Source organism: Gordonia sp. NPDC003950, assembly GCF_053605205.1.
On the sequence record NZ_JBSGIT010000039.1, the window covers coordinates 1 to 20,392 of the forward strand.

The following is a 20,392-nucleotide window of genomic DNA, read 5'->3' on the forward strand; positions in this document are numbered from 1 at the left end:
GCACTCTGATCGGTGTGGGAGAGTAGGACACCGCCGAACTATCATTCCGGGATGCCCCGCAACACACACGTGTTGCGGGGCATCACCGCATTCCCCACCCCTTTGCCCCCTTTTTTTGTTCGGGAAGGTTCCCGCGGCACTTCCACGGTGCCTGCGGCACCCCACCCCGAATCCCGCAACACCCCACACGCTCACGCTGCCTCACCGGCCGCGTGAACACACACGCACCACGCCGACGAACATCACCCGCGCCGGCGTCGACGATGCGGGGTCGGGTCCGCCGTGCGCGGGCCCAGGGCATAGATTGGCTTCCATGACTGACCGTGATCGCAATCGCGGCCGCCGCCCGCAACGTCAGGGTGGCTCCCCGCAACGCTCGGTGCCGTCGGATCGTCCGGCGGAGCCGGCGATTCCCGACGAGGTGAGCGCTTCGGATCTCGACTCCGAGACTCGGCGTGATCTGCTGACGCTCGACAAGTCGAATGCGGAGGCCGTTGCCCGTCACCTGGTGATGGTGGCCGACCTTCTCTACGAGGACCCGGCGCTTGCGCTCGAGCATGCGCGAGCGGCTCGTCGTCGTGCGACGCGGGTGGGTGTGGTGCGCGAAACCGCGGGCATCGCGGCGTACAACGCGGGCGAATGGCAGGAGGCGATCTCAGAGCTGCGGGCAGCTCGTCGGATCACCGGAAGCTCGTCGCTGCTGCCGCTGATCGCGGACGCGGAGCGAGGCCTGGGACGGCCGGAGCGTGCGATCGAGATCGCACGGAGTGACGAGGGACGCGCGCTGGCCGGAGACGAGGCGACCGAGTTGCGCATCGTCGAGGCCGGCGCCCGAACCGATATGGGCGAGCCCGAGAAGGCGTTGGTCACCTTGCAGTTGGAGGACCTCAGCCCGGGCCGTACCGGCACGGCAGCGGCGCGCGTCTTCTATGCGTACGCGTCGGCGCTCGAGGCCGCCGGACGGATCGACGATGCGATGACGTGGTTCATGAACGCATCTGCCGCCGACATCGACGACGCCACCGACGCCGAGTTCCGGCTGATGGAGTTGTCGGTGGGTGGGGAGCCCGCCGAGGCGGCACCCGACCAGACGGCTCTCGACAGCCCGGCGCTCGACGAACCGGTCCCTGACAGGGGTGACGAGTCGGCCCCTGACGAGTCCTCCGGTGATGGCGCGCCGTTGGCGGCAACCAAGGCCCCCGAGGCCGAGGAGGCCGAGGAGGCCGAGGAGGCTGACGATGAAGTGGCTGCACCCGCAGTCCCCGAGATCGCAGTTCCCGAGGTCGCAGTTCCGGAGGTCACAGAGCCGGAGGTCGAGGCTCTGACCTCAGATCCGGTGCGGGTGTTGACCGATGTCTATGACGCACTGCTCCTCGACCTCGACGGCACCGTTTTCGCCGGGCACCGGCCGGTGGCCGGCGCCGTCGACACCCTCCGACAGGTCGATCGCACAACGATCTTCGTGACCAACAATGCGAGCCGTCGGCCCACGGAGGTCGCCGAGCACCTGGTGGGCATGGGATTCGACGCGACGCCCGATCAGGTGGTGACGAGTGCGCAGTCGGCGGCTCGCCTGCTGTCCGAACACCTCGAACCGGGCACTCGTGCCCTTGTCCTCGGCACGGACGGGTTGGCGCAGGAGGTCCGCGAAGTCGGCATCGCGGTGACACGCAGCGCGGACGACCGGCCATTGGCCGTGATCCAGGGATACTCACCGGACACGTCCTGGGCGACGCTCTCGGAAGCGGCGCTCGCGATTCGGGCAGGTGCGCTGTGGATCGCGACCAACGTCGACGCGACGCTGCCCTCCGAGCGGGGGTTGCTCGTCGGGAACGGTTCTCTGGTGGCTGCGGTCGCGAATGCGACCGGGCAGGAGCCGCTGGTCGCGGGCAAACCGGCGGCACCGCTGATGGCCGACGCAATCACACGCAGCGCGGCGGACAAGCCTCTGGTGATCGGCGATCGCCTGGACACCGACATCCAGGGTGCGCATTCGGTGGGTCTGGACAGTTTGCTGGTCCTCACGGGTGTGAGTACCCCGACCGATCTGCTCTCCGCGCCTCCGCAGCAACGACCGACCTACGTCGCCGCCGACCTGTCGGGCGTCCTCGACGCGGTCGACACCGTGCGCATCTCCGCCAAGGACGCCTGGCGCGTCGCCCGCGACGGCAACACGGTGTCGGTCTCACCGACCACCGACGCCCCGGACTTCGGCGCATTGCTGCCGGCTCTTGCTGCGCAGGTGTGGGAATGGGCCGACGCGGACGAGGTCGATCTCACCGAACTGGTCGTCACCGCGACGTCGGATGCAGTGCGCACGGTATTGGCCGAACTCGACCTCGCTCGCGAGGCGTAGATCGTGACCGCACCGCACGATGGCCCAGTCACCGGACCGAGGCCGGGCTCGCGGCACCTGATGCCCGGGGCCGCGGCGTCGCCCGGCCACGGCCCTGACGTCGACCCGGCTCTCGCCGACGTCGTCACCGAGCAGCTCCACGATCTGCTCGGCCAGGTCGACGACATCCGCGAGCAGACCGGTGACTCCTTCGACCTCGTCGCACTGGCCCGGCAGACGAAACTGCTCGAACAGGCTCATGAGGTGTTGACGTCGGCGTTGTCCGAGGTCGATCACCGGTGAGGTGTGACTGAGTGGCGGCACGGGCGCGTCTGGACGCCGAACTGGTTCGTCGTGGGTTGGCCCGCTCTCGTGAGCAGGCCCGTGACCTCGTCGAGCAACGAGTCGTCAAGGTCAACGGCACGATCGCGACCAAACCGTCGACGAATGTCGGCAGGGACACTCCCATCGTGCTGGTGGACGATTCCGCTCGCGACGATTGGGCCTCGCGCGGGGCGCACAAACTGCTCGGTGCACTCGAGGCGTTCGAACCTCAGGGGTTGTCCGTGACGGGTCGCCGGTGCCTCGACGCCGGTGCCTCGACCGGCGGCTTCACCGACGTCCTGCTGCGCCGCGGTGCACGCGAGGTCGTCGCCGTCGACGTCGGCTACGGCCAATTGATCTGGCGGTTGCAGAACGATGACCGGGTGGACATCCACGATCGGACCAACGTTCGTCACCTGTCCGCGGTGGACATCGGAGGTCCCGTCGACGTCGTCGTCGCCGACCTGTCGTTCATCTCGTTGTCGTTGGTGTTGCCGGCATTCGTGGCCTGCACCGCGCCTGGCGCCGATATCGTGCCGATGGTCAAACCACAGTTCGAGGTGGGTAAGGATCGCGTGGGATCCGGTGGTGTGGTTCGCGATCCGGAACTACGCGTCGCGGCCGTTGCCAAGGTCGTCGCCGAGGCCAACCGACTCGGACTGACGCTGCGCGCGGTGACCGCGAGTCCGCTTCCGGGGCCGTCGGGCAACGTCGAATACTTCCTCTGGTTGCGGCGAGGGGCGGAGGCGATGTCGGGAAGCGACGTGTCAGACGCTCGGGATAGGGTCGGTAACCGTGTCGAATCGAATGCGGGTGAGAACTCCGCGACCACCGGCGACGGTGAGGCCGTGGTCGATGACGACATCCTGCAGATGATTCGCCGGGCCGTCGAGGAGGGGCCGCGCTGATCGGCAAGGCCCATCGGCACGCCTCACTGTGAGACACCCCAATGCGTGAGACGAAGGGATACCAGGTGGTCAACGCTTCGGACGCCGGCCGGGAATTCCTGGTCGTCGCCCATACCGGCCGCGACGTCGTGACCGACACCATCATGTCGATCGCGCGGCACTGCGCCACGGCAGGAGTGGCGCTGCGCGTGGTGGACCACGACACCCGGGTAGATCCGGATCCGGCGAGCGAGGCACGTGCGTACCCCCAATCGGTGGCCGATGCGCACTCGATTCCCCGTCCCGAACGTAATCCACTCGATCCCGATCGCTTGCGTGAGGCCGGCGCCCGCGTCGAGGTCACCGTCGGTGATCCCGAGTCGGCGCAGGGCTGTGAGATCGTGATCGTCCTGGGCGGCGACGGGACATTTCTTCGCGCCGCCGAATTGGCTCATCCCGCCGGTGTCCCAGTGCTCGGAATCAACCTCGGCCACATCGGATTCCTGGCGGAGGCCGAGGCCAACCGGGTCGATGCGGTGATGAAGCAACTCGTCTCCGGCGACTACCGGGTCGAACCGCGCATGACTCTCGACATCACCGTGATCGATCCCGCGAGTCCCGACGAACCACCGCTGAAGAGTTGGGCGCTCAACGAGGTCGCGATCCTCAACAACACCAGCACCGGCGTTCTCGAACTCGTCACCGAGGTCGACGGACGACCGGTATCGGCGTTCGGTGCCGACGGGGTCTTGGTGTCCACACCCACCGGTTCGACGGCGTACGCCTTCTCGGCCGGGGGGCCGGTCATGTGGCCGGATCTCGAGGCGATCCTGGTGGTGCCGAGCAACGCACACGCCCTGTTCGCCCGCCCGATGGTGACCAGCCCACGATCACGGATCGCCGTCGAGGTGGACAAGAACGGGCGGTCGGCGGTGGCACTGTGCGACGGTCGGCGTCGTCTGCCGGTTCCGGCCGGTGCCCGCGTCGAGGTGGTGCGCAGCGAGCGGTCGGTGCAATGGGTGCGGATCGACTCCGATCCGTTCGCCGACCGGCTGGTACGCAAGTTCGACCTGCCGGTCACCGGATGGCGGGGAAGGCAGATCTAGATGCTCGAGGAACTGTCCATCGCCGGCCTCGGCGTGATCGACGAGGCCGCCGCGCAACTGTCACCCGGATTCACCGCACTCACCGGTGAGACCGGAGCGGGCAAGACCATGATCGTCACCAGCCTCCGGTTGCTGTCCGGGGCGCGCGCCGACGCCGGCCGCGTCCGATCCGGAAGTGAGCGAGCCACCGTCGAGGGACGATTCCGGGTCGCCGGCGCCGACGGTGAACCGTCGGCGGAGATCGCCGAACTCCTCGAGTCCTCCGGCGCCGAACTCGACGACGACGGGACCGTCATCGCGATCCGCACGGTCAACGCCGACGGCCGATCCCGCGCCCATCTCGGTGGCCGCTCGGTGCCGGTCGGTGTTCTCGGGAAGCTGGTGAACTCCGTGCTGACCGTGCACGGGCAGAACGATCAGCTCCGCCTGCTGCGCCCGGACCGGCAGCGCGCCGCGCTGGACACCTTCGCCGGGGCCAAGGCCCACAAGGCGCTGGCCGCCTACCGCAGCGCACGCACGGAGTGGATCGACATCCTCGACGAACTCGACGAACTGCGCGCCAATTCCCGCGACCTCGCCCAGGAAGCGGATCGTCTGCGCTTCGGCATCGACGAGATCGGTGCTGTCGACCCGCAACCCGGCGAGGACACCGACCTCGCCGAGACGATTCGTCGGCTCACCGACCTCGAGTCGATCCGGTCGGCCGCATCCGGATCCCACGAGATCATCTCCGGGGAGTCCGGATCGGTGATCGACGGGCTCGGGCAGGCGCGGTCGATGCTCGAGTCGGCCGCCGACGACGAACTGCGACGCCTTGCCGGGCGAGTTGCCGAGGCCCTCACCGTGGTCACCGACATCGGCGAGGAACTCACCGACTTTCTCTCCGCACTACCCACAGATGCCGATGCCCTCGACAAGCTGCTCACCCGGCAGAGTGAACTGAAGGCGTTGGTCCGCAAGTATGCGCCGGACATCGACGGTGTGATCGAGTGGCATCGGCAGGCGCAGAAACGACTCGAGCAGATCGACGACCCGCAGGGCAGCATCGACGACCTCGAACAACGCGCAACCCAGGCGCGCACCGTGGTCGCCGACGCCGCGGGCAAGCTGCACACCATCCGCGTCAAGGCGGCCTCGACGATGGCGACCAAGGTGTCGAAGGAACTGGCCGGTCTCGCGATGGGAGACTCGGTGCTCTCGGTCGCCGTCGTCCCGGAACCCGCCGAGGCCGACGGTCGTCTGGCCATCGACGTCGACGGCAGGGTCGCGCAGGCCGGTGCCGACGGTGCCGACCGCGTCGAGTTCGCGCTCGTACCGCACAAGGGTGCGCAGCCACTACCGATCGCCACCTCGGCGTCGGGCGGCGAGCTGTCGCGAGTGATGCTGGCTCTCGAAGTGGTGCTGGCCGAACCGACGTCGGGATCGGTCATGGTCTTCGACGAGGTCGACGCCGGCGTGGGTGGCCGTGCCGCGGTGGAGATCGGCCGTCGACTGGCTCGACTCGCAAAGGCGCATCAGGTGATCGTCGTCACCCACCTTCCGCAGGTGGCCGCGTTCGCCGACAACCACCTCGTGATCGGCAAGAAATCGACGAAGGGGGCCGTCACCAGCACGGTGCGTGTGCTCGACCGCACCGACCGGATTGCCGAGCTCGCCAGAATGCTTGCGGGACTGGGGGAATCCGACACCGGAAAGGCGCATGCGGAGGAACTTCTGTCTACCGCTGAGGCGGAAAGAGCCTTTTGAGGTCAGCGGTTCTGTTGATTCTCGTGTGACAAAAGTTGTAGAAGTTACGGCGCGCCTCCCGTCGAAGGCGGATGTCGCGGTCAATCATGGCGTGCATGAAGATGCCTGCACTGCTCGCGCGGACCACACAAGAACTGCCTGGCGTGATCGGTATCGCCAGAATCGACAAGAACACCAAGAAACTCATCGAACGGGTCGGGCCCGGGGACATCGCGATCCTCGACGAGGTCGACCTCGACCGCGTCACCGCCGACGCGCTCGTGCAGGCCAATGTCGTCGCCGTCGTCAATGCGTCGCCGTCGATCTCCGGTCGCTATCCCAATCTCGGCCCCGAGGTGCTCGTCGCGTCCGGGATCGTCCTGCTCGACGACGTGGGACCCGAGGTGTTCAAGAAGGTCAAGGACGGCGCCAAGCTGCGGGTACACGACGATCGTCTGTTGGTCGGCGAGCGGCGGCTCGCCCGCGGCACCACGTTGGAGGAGTCCGACGTCGCCGACATGATGATCGACGCCAAGACCGGCCTCGTCGATCATCTGGAAGCCTTCTCCGGTAACACCATCGAGTTCATCCGCAGCGAGTCGCCGTTGCTGATCGACGGAGTCGGCGTTCCCGATGTGGACGTGTCCTTCGCCGGCAAGCATGTCGTGATCGTCGCCGACGGGCCCGATCGCGGCACCGAACTGCGCGCGCTCAAACCCTTCATCAAGGAGTACTCGCCGATCCTCGTCGGTGTGGGCGCCGGCGCCGACACCCTCGTCAAGGCCGGATACAAGCCGGCCGTCGTGGTGGGTGACCCCGAGGACATGAAGGTCGCCACGCTCAAGAGCGGTGCCCAGGTGGTGCTGCCGGCCGACACCGACGGACATGCACCGGGCCTCGAACGGATTCAGGATCTCGGTATCGGCGCGACCACCTTCCCGGCGGCGGGGTCGGCCGCCGACCTGGCCCTGCTGCTGTCGGACTTCCACGGCGCCGACCTCATCGTGACCGCAGGCTACGGCGGTTCCCTCGACGACTTCTTCGACCGTTCGCGTCGCGAGAGCACGCCGTCGACCTTCCTCACCCGACTGAAGGTCGGTCCGAAGCTGGTGGACGCCAAGGCCGTCGCGACTCTCTATCGCAGCCGCGTCTCCGGCGCGGCGATCGCCTGCGTCATCCTGGCCGCGCTCATCGCCGTCATCGCAGCCGTCATGCTGTCCAATGCCGGCCCGGAGGTCATCGATTGGGTTGTGGCCCAGTGGAATCACCTGGTGGAGTGGGCACGGGGAGTCTGGAACCGGTAGCCCATGATCTCGATGCGTCAGCACGCCATCTCCTTGGTGGCGGTGTTCATGGCCCTGGCACTGGGACTGTTCCTCGGCTCGGGCTTCGTCGGTGATCGCGTGAACTCCCTGACCGGGACCAGTCGCGACCGCATCGGCGATCTCGAACAGCAACGCGACTCGCTCAACGACCAGGTCAACTCCGCCAACAGCTTTGACGCGGCGATCGCCGCCCGGCTCATCGCCGGTCAATTGCGGGGACAGGATGTCCTGGTGGTGACCACGCCGAACGCGGCGGACTCCGACGTGACAGCGGTGAAGGAGTACATCGCCACCGCCGGCGGCACCTTCGCCGGACAGATCGGAGTGACCGACACCCTCATCCGTGATGAGAAGGCGGAACAGGTCCGCACCATCGTCGACCAGACGATCCCGGCCGGGACGACCCTGCGTGCCGAACTCACCGATACCGGCGGACGGGTGGGTGATCTGCTCGGCAGTCTCATCACCCACCGCTCGGGTCAGCAGGCGGCGTCGGCGTCGGATCGGCAGACCGGTCTGCAGACGTTGCGCGACGGCGGCTTCATCACCTATGCCGACAATGCCATCCGGCCGGCCGATCTCGTGGTGTTCGTCACCGGCGACGCGCTCCCGGAGAACTCCGGCGCGCAGGGCCAACTCACCGCCCGGCTGGCCGCCGCGATGAGTGCCCGGGCCCAGGGCGGTGCGCTCGTCGGGCGGACCGGGTCGGCCACCGGGGTGTCGCCCATCGCGGTGGTGCGCTCGGATCCGGCGCTGCGCAACGCCGTCTCCACGGTTGACAACGTGGACCAACAGACTGGTCTGATCACCACGATCCTGGTGCTCGACGAGGAAAGTCAGGGGCACACCGGCTCGTATGGCACCGGTCCCGGCGCCACCGCGATCACCGTCGGAGCCCAGCCCGTCGACGCCGCGCCCGGAACCTGATCGCCCCCACCCTCCGCGCGCGCCGGCTCGGTCGCGACACACCGATCGTGGTGGGCGAGTCGGTGTGGTGGCGGGCGGATGCCGTCGGTGGTGTTACCCTGGAGTCCCGTAGGTGAGCAGGCTTTCATGACCTGATCCGGCCGACGGGAGAACCACTGTTGCGACCACTGCGCCATGTACATTCGGGCACCAAGCATATTTTTGTCACCGGCGGCGTCGCCTCGTCGCTCGGGAAGGGCCTGACCGCATCGAGTCTGGGTCAGTTGCTGACCGCTCGCGGTCTCCGGGTCACCATGCAGAAACTCGACCCCTACCTGAACGTCGATCCGGGGACGATGAATCCGTTCCAGCACGGTGAGGTGTTCGTCACCGAGGACGGCGCGGAAACCGATCTCGACGTCGGTCACTACGAGCGCTTCCTGGACCGCAACCTCTCCCAGTCGGCGAATGTGACCACCGGGCAGGTGTATTCGACCGTCATCGCCAAGGAACGGCGAGGCGAGTACCTCGGCGAGACGGTTCAGGTCATCCCGCACATCACCGACGAACTCAAGGCGCGGGTGCTCGCGATGCGTGAGCCCGGCGACGACGGTGAGGCGCCCGACGTGGTGATCACCGAGATCGGCGGCACCGTCGGCGACATCGAATCGCTGCCGTTCATCGAGGCCGCCCGGCAGATCCGGCACGACGTCGGACGCGACAACGTGTTCTTCCTGCACGTGTCATTGGTGCCCTATCTCGCACCGTCGGGCGAACTGAAGACCAAGCCCACCCAGCATTCGGTGGCCGCCCTGCGCAACGTCGGTATCCAGCCCGACGCACTCATCCTGCGCTGCGATCGCGACGTGCCCGAGGCGCTGAAGAAGAAGATCGCGCTGATGTGCGACGTGGAGATCGAAGGTGTGATCTCGACCCCCGACGCACCGTCGATCTACGACATCCCCAAGGTGCTGCACAGCGAGCAGCTCGACGCCTACGTCGTGCGCAAACTGGGTCTGCCGTTCCGCGACGTCGACTGGACCGTGTGGGGCGAACTGCTCAACCGGGTCCACGATCCGCGTGAGACGGTGCGAATTGCGCTGGTGGGCAAGTACGTCGACCTCCCGGACGCTTATCTGTCGGTCACCGAGGCGATCCGAGCGGGGGGCTTCGCGTGGCGCGCCCGTACCGAGATCAAGTGGGTCCCCTCCGACGAATGCGCCACCCTCGCCGGTGCGCAGGCCGCCCTCGGTGATGTCGACGGCATCCTCATCCCCGGTGGTTTCGGTATCCGCGGCATCGAGGGCAAGGTCGGGGCGATCGCCTATGCGCGCCGTCGCGGCATCCCGCTGCTAGGGCTGTGCCTGGGACTGCAGTGCATCGTCATCGAGGCGGCCCGCTCGGTCGGTCTCGAGGGGGCGAGTTCGGATGAATTCGATCCCGACACCCCGCATCCGGTGATCTCGACGATGGCCGATCAGCACGAGGTGGTCTCGGGCGAGGCCGATCTCGGCGGCACCATGCGTCTGGGTGCCTACCCGGCGGTGCTGCTGCCGGGGACGCAGGTCGCCGAGGCCTACGGGGCCACCGAGGTGTCCGAACGTCACCGTCACCGCTACGAGGTCAACAACTCCTATCGCGACAAGATCGCCGAATCCGGCCTGGTGTTCTCCGGGACGTCGCCGGACGGGCATCTCGTCGAGTTCGTCGAGTATCCGCGTGAGGTGCACCCGTTCCTGGTGGCCACGCAGGCACATCCCGAACTCAAGAGTCGACCCACCCGCCCGCACCCGCTGTTCCGGTCGTTCATCGATGCGGCCCTGAAATACAAAGCAGCCGAACGGCTTCCGGTGGAGATCGGCGAGTACGAGTCGCCGGCGCACTCCGCTGACGTCGCCTCCGAGGGCGTGGCGGCCGCCACCGGCTCCCATGGAGGCGACAGCGCTTGACCGAGGACAACACCGTCGACGCGGGAACACACCAGTTCACCGTCCGCGACAGCCGCACCGTCTACGACGGCGCGATCCTGACCCTGCGGGTCGACGACGTGGTCATGCCCGGTGGTCGGGTCGCCGAGCGGGAGATCGTCGAACACTACGGTGCGGTGGCCGTCGTCGCCCGGGATGACTCCGGTCGTATCGCGATGGTCCGTCAGTATCGGCACCCGATCGGTCACCGGCTTCTCGAACTGCCCGCGGGTTTGCTCGATCAGGGTGCGCAGGAGTCCCCGCTGGTCGCCGCGCAACGTGAGCTGGCCGAGGAGGCCGACCTGGCCGCCGGCCGCTGGCGAGTGCTGGTCGACCTGGACCTGTCACCGGGTTTCACCGACGAGGCGCTGCGTCTGTACCTCGCGGAGGGACTCACCGTCCTCGAGGCCGCCGACCGCGCCGACGAGGAGGCCGACATGTCGGTGGAGTGGGTGGCCATCGACGACGCCGTCCGCGGTGTGTTCGCGGGGGAGATCGTCAACGCCACGAGTGTGGCGGGCATCCTGGCGGTGGCCGCCGCCGATCGCGAGGACATCGCACTGCGGGACACCGGCGCGCCGTGGCGGGACGAACCGACCGCGCTGCGCAGTCGGCGGAGCCGATAGGAAGCGCATCGAGGGGAGTGGACGAGTGACCGGTGGGGTCGGGATCGACGACACCGTGGCGCGTTACCTCGATCATCTGACCGTCGAACGTGGCGTCGCGGCCAACACCCTGGCGTCCTATGGTCGCGACCTCGGTCGCTACCGCCGCTATCTGAGTGACCGTGGCATCGTCGATCTGGGCGAGGTGCGCGAGCAGGACGTCCAGGAGTTCCTGGTCGCACTGCGGCGCGGTGACGCGCAGGCGCACGATCAGCCGCTGGCGGAAAGCTCGGTGGCGCGAACCCTGGTGGCCACCAGGGGATTTCACAAGTTCGCCGCGGCCGAAGGGCTGGTGGACGAGGACGTCGCCCACGGGGTACGACCACCGAGCCCGGCCCGCCGACTGCCCAAGGCGTTGTCGGTGACCGACGTGGTGGCAATTCTTGACGCCGCGGGTGCCGCCGATCACCCTCGAGCGCTGCGTGATCGCGCATTGCTGGAACTGCTCTACAGTTGCGGCGCCCGCATCTCCGAGGCGACCGCGCTGGACGTCGATGACATCGACACCGACACCCGTGCGGTGCGTCTGAGCGGCAAGGGCGGCAAGGAACGGATGGTGCCGGTCGGCGGTCCGGCGATCGACGCGCTCGATGCCTACCTGGTCCGCGGACGTCCCGCGCTGGTCAGTCGATCCCAGCCCGCGCTGTTCCTCAACGCACGCGGCGGCCGGCTCACCCGGCAGGGCGCGTGGCAGGTTCTTGCGGCCGCCGCCGAGCGCGCCGGGCTCGACACCGCGGTCTCGCCGCACACCCTGCGGCACAGCTTCGCCACCCATCTGCTCGATGGGGGTGCCGACGTCCGGGTGGTGCAGGAACTCCTCGGCCACGCGTCGGTGACCACCACGCAGGTGTACACGCTGGTGACGGTCAACACGATGCGTGAGGTGTACGCCACCGCCCACCCGCGGGCGCGGTGAACCGATGTCCGGTGCGGTGGGCGGACATCGACCCGCCGCTCCACCGGCGATGCTCCGCGAGTTCATTCCGACGACACACTAGGCTTTGGTCAGGTCGCGTGATCCGGCCAGGCAGACGAGAGAAAGGGGCGAGTCAGCGGTGAGCCTCTCCAGCCCCCGGCGATTCCACGCCCACTTCGAGGATCAATACAGTCTCGAGGTACCCACGGGCCCCGGCGCCGAGGAGCCGGAGCACCCCGTGCCCCCACCGGCCTCGGAACAGGAGATCGGACCGACCGGCCGCCCCTACCGTCCGGTGCCCGAGCCGGCCCCCCTCGAGAAGCATGGACCGGCCACCGTCATCGCGGTCTGCAATCAGAAGGGCGGGGTTGGCAAGACCACGTCGACCATCAACCTCGGTGCCGCGCTGGCCGAGTACGGTCGGCGGGTACTTCTCGTCGATCTGGACCCGCAGGGTGCGCTGTCGGCAGGTCTGGGAGTTCCACACCACGAACTCGAGGAGACCGTCTACAACCTGCTGGTTCCCCCGCACGCCCCGACCGACGAGGTGCTGATGCGGACGCGCGTGGACGGACTCGATCTACTGCCGAGCAACATCGACCTGTCGGCCGCGGAGATCCAGCTGGTCACCGAAGTCGGCCGGGAACAGGCACTCGCACGGGCACTACACCCGGTGCTCGACCGCTACGACATCGTCCTGATCGACTGCCAGCCATCGCTGGGTTTGCTCACCGTCAACGCGCTGGCCTGCGCCGACACCGTGCTCATCCCGATGGAATGCGAGTACTTCAGCCTTCGTGGGCTGGCGTTGCTCACCGACACCATCGAGAAGGTGCACGATCGTCTCAATGTGCGCCTCGACGTCGGCGGAATCCTGGTGACCATGTTCGATGCCCGGACGCTGCATTCCCGTGAGGTGATGGCGCGGGTGGTCGAGGTGTTCGGAGAGAAGGTCTACGACACCGTCATCGCGCGGACCGTCCGGTTCCCCGAAACCAGCGTCGCCGGTGAGCCGATCACCTCATGGGCGCCGAAATCCTCTGGTGCGCAAGCTTATCGAGCACTGGCACGAGAGGTCATCGCACGTAACGTCAAGCAGGCATGATCGAGCCGGTCGCGATGGTCGGCGCTGCGGCCGACGGGGGCGCCGATCCCGACGGTGCGGCGCCGGCGGTGGCAGAGGGGGAGGCCGCCGCTCCGGAAACCGGTTTCCGGGTCCGACTGCGCAATTTCGAGGGCCCCTTCGATCTGCTGCTGAATCTGATCAGTCAGCATCGTCTCGACGTCACCGAGGTGGCGTTGCACGAGGTGACCGACGACTTCATCGCCTACACCCGGCAATTGGGTCCCGAACTCGGGCTGGAACAGACCACTGAGTTCCTGGTCGTGGCGGCCACCCTGCTCGATCTCAAGGCCGCCCGCCTGTTGCCGTCCGGCGAGGTCGACGATCCCGAGGATCTCGCGCTGCTCGAGGCCCGCGACCTGCTGTTCGCGCGACTGCTGCAATACCGGGCCTACAAGCAGGTCGCCGCGCTGTTCGGTGAACTCGAGGCCGCCGCCCTGCAGCGGTACCCGCGTGCGGTGTCGTTGGAGGAGCGCTACGCCGACCTGCTGCCCGAGGTGACCCTCGGGGTGGATGCGGCCGGGTTCGCCGAGGTCGCCGCGGCGGCGTTGCGACCGCGTCCGGTACCCACCGTCGGCCTCGACCATCTGCACGACGTCCACTCGGTGTCGGTGCCCGCCCAGGCCACCCGCATGGCCGGATTGCTCGCCGGGGCAGCCGAATCGGGGCTGACGTTTCGGGAGCTGACCGCGGACTGCGGCAGCGGTCTGGAGGTGGTCGGCAGTTTCCTCGCCCTGCTCGAACTGTTCCGGGAACGCGCCATCACCTTCGATCAGCCCGAGGCGCTGGGTGATCTGCGGGTGATCTGGTCGGGTGAACGTGACCTGCACGACCTGAGTTTCGAGAGGGCGGAGGACTACGGATGACCGATGGTGATGTCGCGGGTGAGATCGGGCCGGGAATCGTCGAGCCCGAGGTTTCCGAGCACGAGGTTTCCGAGCCCGGGGCCGTCGAGGCCGGCCAGACCGAACTCGACGTCATCGAGGGTGAGGGCGAGGCCGCCCTTGACGACGACACCCTGCGTGCCGCGCTGGAAGCGTTGCTGCTGGTCATCGACACACCGGTGACCACCGACGAATTGGCCTCGGCGCTCGGCGCCTCATCCGCCCGGGTCCGCGAGCAACTGAACCGGATGTCCGCGGAGTTGACCGAGCGTCGCAGCGGGATCGATCTGCGTTTCGCCGGTGACGGTTGGCGGTTCTACACGCGCACCGATTTTGCCCCCTACGTCGAACGACTCCTGCTCGACGGGGCCCGATCCAAGCTCACGCGTGCGGCGTTGGAGACGCTCGCGGTGATCGCCTATCGGCAGCCCGTGTCGCGGGCCCGGGTCAGCGCCATCCGCGGGGTGAACGTCGACGGTGTGATCCGCACCTTGGTGGCCCGCGGCCTGATCAACGAGGTCGGCACCGATCCGCAGACGACGGCCACCACGTACGGCACCACCGAGTTGTTCCTCGAGCGACTCGGGTTGGCGTCGCTGTCGGAGCTGCCCGATCTGGCGCCGCTGCTGCCCGACGTCGACCTGATCGACGATCTCGACGAGGAACTCAACTCCGACCCCCGATTCGCCAAACTGGCGGGCAAGGCGTCAGACTCAGAGGGGGCCGTCGACGATGCGTCGTCCCCGGACCCCGTCGCAGATTCCCCCGACACTCAGGACTGAGAAATGGCAACCGCTGGCCGAGATGGCACACCGGGACCGCGTAAGCGCACCTCCAAGGGTGCGGCGGCCGGTCGATCCGCATCGTCGAAACGGCGTGGAGGCTCACCGCCGCATGGCGGCGATCAGCCACATACCAAGAAGAAGCATCGCAAGGGTGGGTCGCAGCCCGACGTGAAGGCCGGCCGGATCCGCCTCAACAATGCGCGTCCGGCACGTCATCAAGGGGGCGACTCCGATGAGCACGGCGCGACGTATGTCGCCGACGGCGTGCGGTTGCAGAAGGTCCTCGCGCAGGCCGGGGTGGCGTCGCGTCGCGGTGCCGAGGAGATGATCGCCGCCGGCCGGGTCGAGGTCGACGGGCAGATCGTCACCGAGCAGGGACTGCGCATCGATCCCGACACCGCGGTGATCCGGGTCGACGGCGCGCGTGTCATCATCGACGAGACCCGGCAGTACCTCGCGCTCAACAAGCCCAAGGGCTGGCAGTCCACGATGGCCGACGATCAGGGCCGCCCGTGCATAGGCGACATCGTGGCCGAGCGGGTGATGGCCGGACAGCGGCTCTTCCACGTCGGCCGGCTCGACGCCGACACCGAGGGACTGCTGCTCCTGACCAACGACGGCGAACTCGCCCACCGGCTCATGCACCCGTCCTTCGAGGTACCCAAGACCTATCTCGCCACCGTGCGTGGTGAGGTGCCGCGAAATCTTGCACGGACGCTGCGCGACGGGGTGGAACTCGACGACGGGCCGGTGTCGGTGGACGGGTTCGTGATCCTCGGTGTCCACGAAGGGCAGTCCCAGGTGCGAATCACCTTGCACGAGGGGCGCAATCGCATCGTTCGTCGCATGATGGAGGCCGTCGGATTCCCGGTCCAGGCGCTCGTGCGTACCCACATCGGCAACGTCGCGCTCGGCGAACAGCGACCGGGCAGCCTTCGGGTTCTCGGTCGCGACGAGGTCGGCGCACTCTACAAGGCGGTCGGTCTGTGAGCGGGGGAGTGATCGCGATCGACGGCCCGGCCGGAACCGGAAAGTCGACGGTGTCGAAGTTGTTGGCCGACAAGGTCGGTGGCCATTACCTCGACACCGGGGCGATGTACCGTGCGGCGACGCTTGCGGTGCTGCGGTCGGGAATCGATCCCGCCGACACCGCCGCGGTGCAGGCGCGGGTTGCCGACGCCGAGATCGCCCTGCGTCGTGATGAGGGCGGACGCTCGCGAGTGTTCCTCGACGGCGAGGACGTCAGCGGACCGATCCGCGGCGACGACGTCACCAATGCGGTGTCGGCGGTGTCGGCCATTCCCGCGGTCCGTACGAAACTCGTTGGACTGCAACGACGTCAGGCACAGACCGACCTCGTTGTCGTCGAAGGTCGCGACATCGGGACGGTGGTGTTCCCGGACGCGTTCGTCAAGTTCTTCCTCACCGCCACACCTGAGGCCCGGGCTCAGCGTCGTCATCGGCAGAACCTGTCCGCCGGGCGACCCAGCGACCATGACGAGGTGCTGGCGGCGGTCAACCGCCGCGATCATCTCGACTCCACCCGGGCGGTATCGCCGTTGCGTCCCGCCGACGACGCGATCCTGGTGGACACCAGTGACATGACCCTCGACCAGGTCCTCGACCGACTCGTCGACCTGGTCCGCGCACGAAAGGCGGTGGCGTCGTGAGTGACTCCATGACCCCCGGTGATCCGACCGCGGGTTCCGACATCACCGCGCTTCCCGGTGACGGCATCTGGTCGGACGAAACCGATTGGGATCTCGGTGATCTCGAGGGATTCGATCCGGAAACCGGTGAGGTGGAGCGGGTTCCCGAGGTTGCCATCGTCGGCCGGCCGAATGTGGGCAAGTCCACCCTGGTCAACCGGATCCTGGGGCGTCGCGAGGCCGTCGTCGAGGACATTCCCGGCGTCACCCGCGACCGCGTGTCCTATGGCGCGTCCTGGTCGGGTCGCCGGTTCACCGTCGTCGACACCGGCGGGTGGGAACCCGACGCCAAGGGATTGCAGCAGGCCGTCGCGGCTCAGGCCGAACGTGCCATGGGGACTGCCGATCTCATCGTCGTGGTGGTGGATGCGACGGTCGGTGCGACGTCCACCGACGAGGCCGTCGCCAAGGTGCTGCGTCGCTCCAAGACCCCGGTCATCCTGGTGGCCAACAAGGTCGACAGCGAGCGGCTGGAGGCCGAGACGGCGTCGTTGTGGTCACTCGGACTGGGTGAACCGTTCCCGGTATCGGCGGCGCACGGTCGCGGCGCCGGGGATCTACTCGATGTGATCCTGGCGAAGCTGCCCGAGACCCCGCGGGAGACCGGGCCTTCCTTTGGCGGTCCCCGTCGTGTGGCTCTGGTCGGTAAGCCCAACGTCGGAAAGAGTTCACTGCTCAACAAGCTCGCCGGACAGGATCGGTCGGTCGTCGACAACGTCGCCGGAACCACCGTCGACCCGGTCGATGAACTCATCGAACTCGATGGCCGGACATGGCAATTCGTCGATACCGCAGGTCTGCGCCGTAAGGTGCGCACGGCCAGCGGTCACGAGTACTACGCCTCGTTGCGCACCCGGGCGGCACTCGACGCCGCCGAGGTGGCGATCCTGCTGATCGATGCCTCCGAACCGATCACCGAACAGGACCTGCGCGTGCTGTCGATGGTGATCGACTCGGGCCGGGCACTGGTGATCGCGTTCAACAAGTGGGATCTCGTCGACGAGGACCGTCGATACCAACTCGACAAGGAGATCGACCGCGAACTGGCTCGCGTGCCGTGGGCCCGTCGGGTGAACATCTCGGCGATGACCGGCCGTGCCGTCCAGAAGCTGGTTCCGGCGCTCGAAGGGGCACTGGAGTCGTGGGACAAACGCATCTCCACCGGGCCGCTGAACACGTGGCTCAAGGAGGTCGTCGCGGCCAATCCGCCACCCCTGCGTGGCGGCCGTCAGCCGCGGATCATGTTCGCCACCCAGGCGGCCGTCCGTCCGCCGACGGTGGTCCTGTTCACCACCGGGTTCCTCGAAGCCGGATATCGACGATTCCTGGAGCGGCGACTCCGGGAGCAGTTCAACTTCGACGGATCGCCGGTGCGGATCAACGTCCGTGTGCGCGAGAAGCGGGAGCAGCGGCGCCGACGCTGATCGGCTGTCCCGGGTTGATCCCGTTGTCGGGTGCCGCGAAAGTCGGCGACGGCGGGGTGCGATACTTGTGCCCGTGTTCATCATCTTGGGGATCATCGTGTTCGGAATGGCCATCGGTGGAATTGCTCAGCTGATCGTCGGCGGCAAGAACATGTGGAACATCGACTGGGGTGTCGCACTGGCCACGGGCCTGGTCGGTTCGTTCGTGGGTGGCTTCCTCGGCAGCCTCATCTTCGAGCAGGACTTCGACCTGCATCCCAGCGGCTTCATCGGTTCGCTGATCGGCGCGATCATCGTGACCTTCGCATGGTCGTGGTTCGAGAAGAAGCCGTCGAAGTCGTCCTAAATTCATCTCTGACCAGGCGATTGGCATCGGGACCAGCCGGTCGGCTAATGTCATCTAGGCCTCGTTCGCGGGGCAACGGGCTGTGGCGCAGTTTGGTAGCGCACTTGACTGGGGGTCAAGTGGTCGCAGGTTCAAATCCTGTCAGCCCGACCGTCTGACCAGCACTTATGTGCTGGATCAGGGTCACCGCGCAATAACCGCGCAATAGTCGGATATGACGAACGCCCCGCCGGATGGATGGCGGGGCGTTCTACCGATGAGAACTAGAGCCCGTGGAGGACTCCTCAATCTCACCTCTGATTCTACGCGGTGACCGTGCGACTTACCTGGACCTCGTAGTGGTGGGTTCGGCCGTTGACCTTGTAGGGCATGGCCGCGCCCTCCAGCGTGAACACTTGGGTCCCGATCAGGACCTTGGTCACGCTCTCCACGCGGGCGTCGGTGAGGACGAGGCGATAGACCACCGTCCGGCCCGAGGCGTCACGTGCGTATTGGGTATCGCCGGAGACCGGGATCACCGAGGCCCGGACGGCTACGTCCACCGTGGGGATCGGGTCCCCGTCCTGATTCTTGCCGCCACCGGTGCGCAGCTTCACCGTGTCCCGTAGGAGTAGGCGCGGCATTATGCGGCCCGCCGGCGGTAGCGGTTGAGGACGCCGAGCTCGGCCAGGGTGAACCCGGTGAACGCCTCGGAGAAGTTGACGACGCCGGTGGCGTAGCGCAGACCCTCCGGGTTGGCCAACATGCGGGCGGCGGCCATCTGGACCACCGCGTCCACGCCGGGGCGGTTCTGGCCCGAGGCGAAGCGGTGAGCCCCGCGGCAGTAGGCGTCCACCACGGCCTCGGCCATGGTGATGGCCTGGCCGGCCTGGGCCACGAGCTCGGTATCGGTGGTGAGCTGGCCCAACCATTTGACGAGATCCGTTGGCGTTACTGCCATCTCATCCTCCTAAATGGAAGTGACCGGCCTGGGAAACCGTGACGAAACCCAGGCCGGCCACGATTGTGGGGGCCGATCAGGCGGCGGTCAGAACCGTGACGGCCTCGGGATGGAGCAGACCGAGGTCATAGCGGGTCACCACGCGGATGGCCTGCTCGTCGTAGTCGGCGTACCGCTCCGAGAGGATGGTCACCGACGGCTGGAGGTCTCGGACCACGGCCACGTTGGTCATGTCCACCAACGCCGCCTTACCCTCGGCCAGCTTGTTGGTGACGACCACCGGCACGCCGAACAGGACCTTGCGGCCCTCGGCGGTGAGATCCGGCTGGATCAGGTAACGGCCGTCGGCGTCCTTGATCTTGGACAGCGCGTAGAAGTCGGCGCCCGAGAGGAGCCAGTGGGTCGGGGTGACCTCGTTGGCCGCTGCCAACGCCAGGGCGTCGATCAGGGAGTCGGGCTCGGTGACGTCCAGAACGCCGGTCTCCACGCCGGCCTGGGCGATGAGGCCCCGAACCGTGTTGCTGGCGCCGGTGCCGGCCAGGAGCGCGTCGTCCAGCTTGTTCGCCACGTCGGTGACGAGCCGCTGGCGCAGAACCGCGTCCAGGCCCACGACGGACTGGCGGGCCAGCTCGTTCGAGAACCGGATCAGGGTCTTGATCGACTTGAGCGTGGACGGCATGAGGTTGATCTCATCGAACTGGACGTCGGCCTCGGGGATGAGCTCGGACTCACCGACCCAACCGGGCGCCGAGCCGGCGGCGATACGCGGGATGCGCAGCGGCTCCGAGGAGTCGAAGATCTTCGGGCCAGCGGCCAGGACGACCGAGGCCGCCTCAAGTGGCTGGACGAGGAGGGACGCTACCTGTTCCTTGAGTAGCGCGCCGTTGGTTGCCGTGTTTTCGGCCATGAGTGTCTCCAGAAGTCAAGCGGTGGAATGGGTTCCGCGTCTGGAGCACCTGGCTCACTTGAGCGATAGAGCATGAACGGCACCGGGCCTCATCCCACTATATGAGATGAGGCCCGGT

Annotated in this window: 20 protein-coding genes and 1 tRNA gene; 18 read left to right on the forward strand and 3 right to left on the reverse strand. The window is 67.4% G+C overall.

Translation table 11 applies throughout. The features are described from left to right. Positions 1–313: 313 nt before the first annotated feature. The 18 genes from ACWETB_RS22915 to ACWETB_RS23000 all read left to right on the forward strand — a co-directional run bounded on the left by ACWETB_RS22915 (position 314) and on the right by ACWETB_RS23000 (position 18,577). Positions 314–2,356 carry an HAD-IIA family hydrolase gene (locus ACWETB_RS22915; protein WP_452213854.1) on the forward strand — a complete coding sequence of 681 codons (2,043 nt, stop codon included), beginning with the start codon at positions 314–316 and terminating at the stop codon, positions 2,354–2,356. A 3-nt stretch (positions 2,357–2,359) separates the two neighbouring features. Continuing rightward, positions 2,360–2,638 (forward strand): hypothetical protein, encoded by a 279-nt coding sequence (locus ACWETB_RS22920; RefSeq protein WP_449744918.1) that lies wholly within the window; start codon positions 2,360–2,362, stop codon positions 2,636–2,638. Between the two features lie 11 nt (positions 2,639–2,649). Further along, on the forward strand, positions 2,650–3,567 hold the full coding sequence (locus ACWETB_RS22925; protein WP_452213856.1) for a TlyA family RNA methyltransferase: 918 nt from the start codon (positions 2,650–2,652) through the stop codon (positions 3,565–3,567). A gap of 41 nt (positions 3,568–3,608) precedes the next feature. Further along, positions 3,609–4,652: an NAD kinase gene (locus ACWETB_RS22930; protein ID WP_452213858.1), complete on the forward strand. Its 1,044-nt coding sequence runs from the start codon at positions 3,609–3,611 to the stop codon at positions 4,650–4,652. Continuing rightward, on the forward strand, positions 4,653–6,398 hold the full coding sequence (recN, locus tag ACWETB_RS22935; protein WP_452213860.1) for a DNA repair protein RecN: 1,746 nt from the start codon (positions 4,653–4,655) through the stop codon (positions 6,396–6,398). It abuts the gene before it with no gap. A 95-nt stretch (positions 6,399–6,493) separates the two neighbouring features. Then, complete coding sequence (gene steA, locus ACWETB_RS22940; protein ID WP_452213862.1) at positions 6,494–7,681, forward strand: putative cytokinetic ring protein SteA; 1,188 nt, start codon at positions 6,494–6,496, stop codon at positions 7,679–7,681. A 3-nt stretch (positions 7,682–7,684) separates the two neighbouring features. Continuing rightward, a complete protein-coding gene (locus tag ACWETB_RS22945; protein WP_452213864.1) occupies positions 7,685–8,629 on the forward strand; it encodes a copper transporter in 945 nt (314 codons plus the stop codon). Between the two features lie 158 nt (positions 8,630–8,787). Continuing rightward, positions 8,788–10,557: a CTP synthase gene (locus ACWETB_RS22950; protein ID WP_452213866.1), complete on the forward strand. Its 1,770-nt coding sequence runs from the start codon at positions 8,788–8,790 to the stop codon at positions 10,555–10,557. Next, positions 10,554–11,201, forward strand: coding sequence for an NUDIX domain-containing protein (locus ACWETB_RS22955; RefSeq protein WP_449744924.1), 648 nt, complete (start codon positions 10,554–10,556; stop codon positions 11,199–11,201). The genes ACWETB_RS22950 and ACWETB_RS22955 overlap by 4 nt, the downstream gene beginning before the upstream one ends. Before the next feature lie 25 nt (positions 11,202–11,226). Continuing rightward, complete coding sequence (gene xerD / locus ACWETB_RS22960; protein ID WP_449744925.1) at positions 11,227–12,156, forward strand: site-specific tyrosine recombinase XerD; 930 nt, start codon at positions 11,227–11,229, stop codon at positions 12,154–12,156. Between the two features lie 139 nt (positions 12,157–12,295). Next, entirely contained in the window at positions 12,296–13,261 is a 966-nt protein-coding gene (locus ACWETB_RS22965; protein ID WP_449744926.1) for a ParA family protein, read from the forward strand. Next, positions 13,258–14,145 (forward strand): segregation and condensation protein A, encoded by an 888-nt coding sequence (locus ACWETB_RS22970; RefSeq protein WP_449744927.1) that lies wholly within the window; start codon positions 13,258–13,260, stop codon positions 14,143–14,145. Before ACWETB_RS22965 ends, ACWETB_RS22970 begins: the two co-directional genes overlap by 4 nt. After that, positions 14,142–14,945 (forward strand): SMC-Scp complex subunit ScpB, encoded by an 804-nt coding sequence (scpB, locus tag ACWETB_RS22975; protein ID WP_449744928.1) that lies wholly within the window; start codon positions 14,142–14,144, stop codon positions 14,943–14,945. Before ACWETB_RS22970 ends, scpB begins: the two co-directional genes overlap by 4 nt. Positions 14,946–14,948: 3 nt before the next feature. After that, positions 14,949–15,938, forward strand: a complete 990-nt coding sequence (locus ACWETB_RS22980; RefSeq protein WP_449744929.1) for a pseudouridine synthase — start codon at positions 14,949–14,951, stop codon at positions 15,936–15,938. Further along, positions 15,935–16,618: a (d)CMP kinase gene (gene cmk / locus ACWETB_RS22985; RefSeq protein WP_449744930.1), complete on the forward strand. Its 684-nt coding sequence runs from the start codon at positions 15,935–15,937 to the stop codon at positions 16,616–16,618. The genes ACWETB_RS22980 and cmk overlap by 4 nt, the downstream gene beginning before the upstream one ends. Positions 16,619–16,626: 8 nt before the next feature. Beyond that, the gene (gene der, locus ACWETB_RS22990) at positions 16,627–18,081 is read left to right on the forward strand and encodes a ribosome biogenesis GTPase Der (RefSeq protein WP_449744944.1); all 1,455 of its coding nucleotides are present in this window, start codon (positions 16,627–16,629) and stop codon (positions 18,079–18,081) included. 106 nt (positions 18,082–18,187) lie between these two features. Beyond that, positions 18,188–18,427 (forward strand): GlsB/YeaQ/YmgE family stress response membrane protein, encoded by a 240-nt coding sequence (locus tag ACWETB_RS22995; RefSeq protein WP_449744945.1) that lies wholly within the window; start codon positions 18,188–18,190, stop codon positions 18,425–18,427. A 76-nt stretch (positions 18,428–18,503) separates the two neighbouring features. After that, positions 18,504–18,577, forward strand: a tRNA-Pro gene (locus tag ACWETB_RS23000). Positions 18,578–18,729: 152 nt separating this feature from the next. Here ACWETB_RS23000 and ACWETB_RS23005 read toward each other — a convergent pair. From ACWETB_RS23005 to ACWETB_RS23015, 3 genes are all read right to left on the reverse strand, one after another. Further along, positions 18,730–19,023, reverse strand: coding sequence for a hypothetical protein (locus ACWETB_RS23005; RefSeq protein WP_245551989.1), 294 nt, complete (start codon positions 19,021–19,023; stop codon positions 18,730–18,732). A 26-nt stretch (positions 19,024–19,049) separates the two neighbouring features. Beyond that, a complete protein-coding gene (locus tag ACWETB_RS23010; RefSeq protein ID WP_005179766.1) occupies positions 19,050–19,367 on the reverse strand; it encodes a hypothetical protein in 318 nt (105 codons plus the stop codon). Positions 19,368–19,443: 76 nt separating this feature from the next. Further along, positions 19,444–20,274 (reverse strand): phage major capsid protein, encoded by an 831-nt coding sequence (locus ACWETB_RS23015; RefSeq protein WP_452213871.1) that lies wholly within the window; start codon positions 20,272–20,274, stop codon positions 19,444–19,446. Between the last annotated feature and the right edge of the window lie 118 nt (positions 20,275–20,392).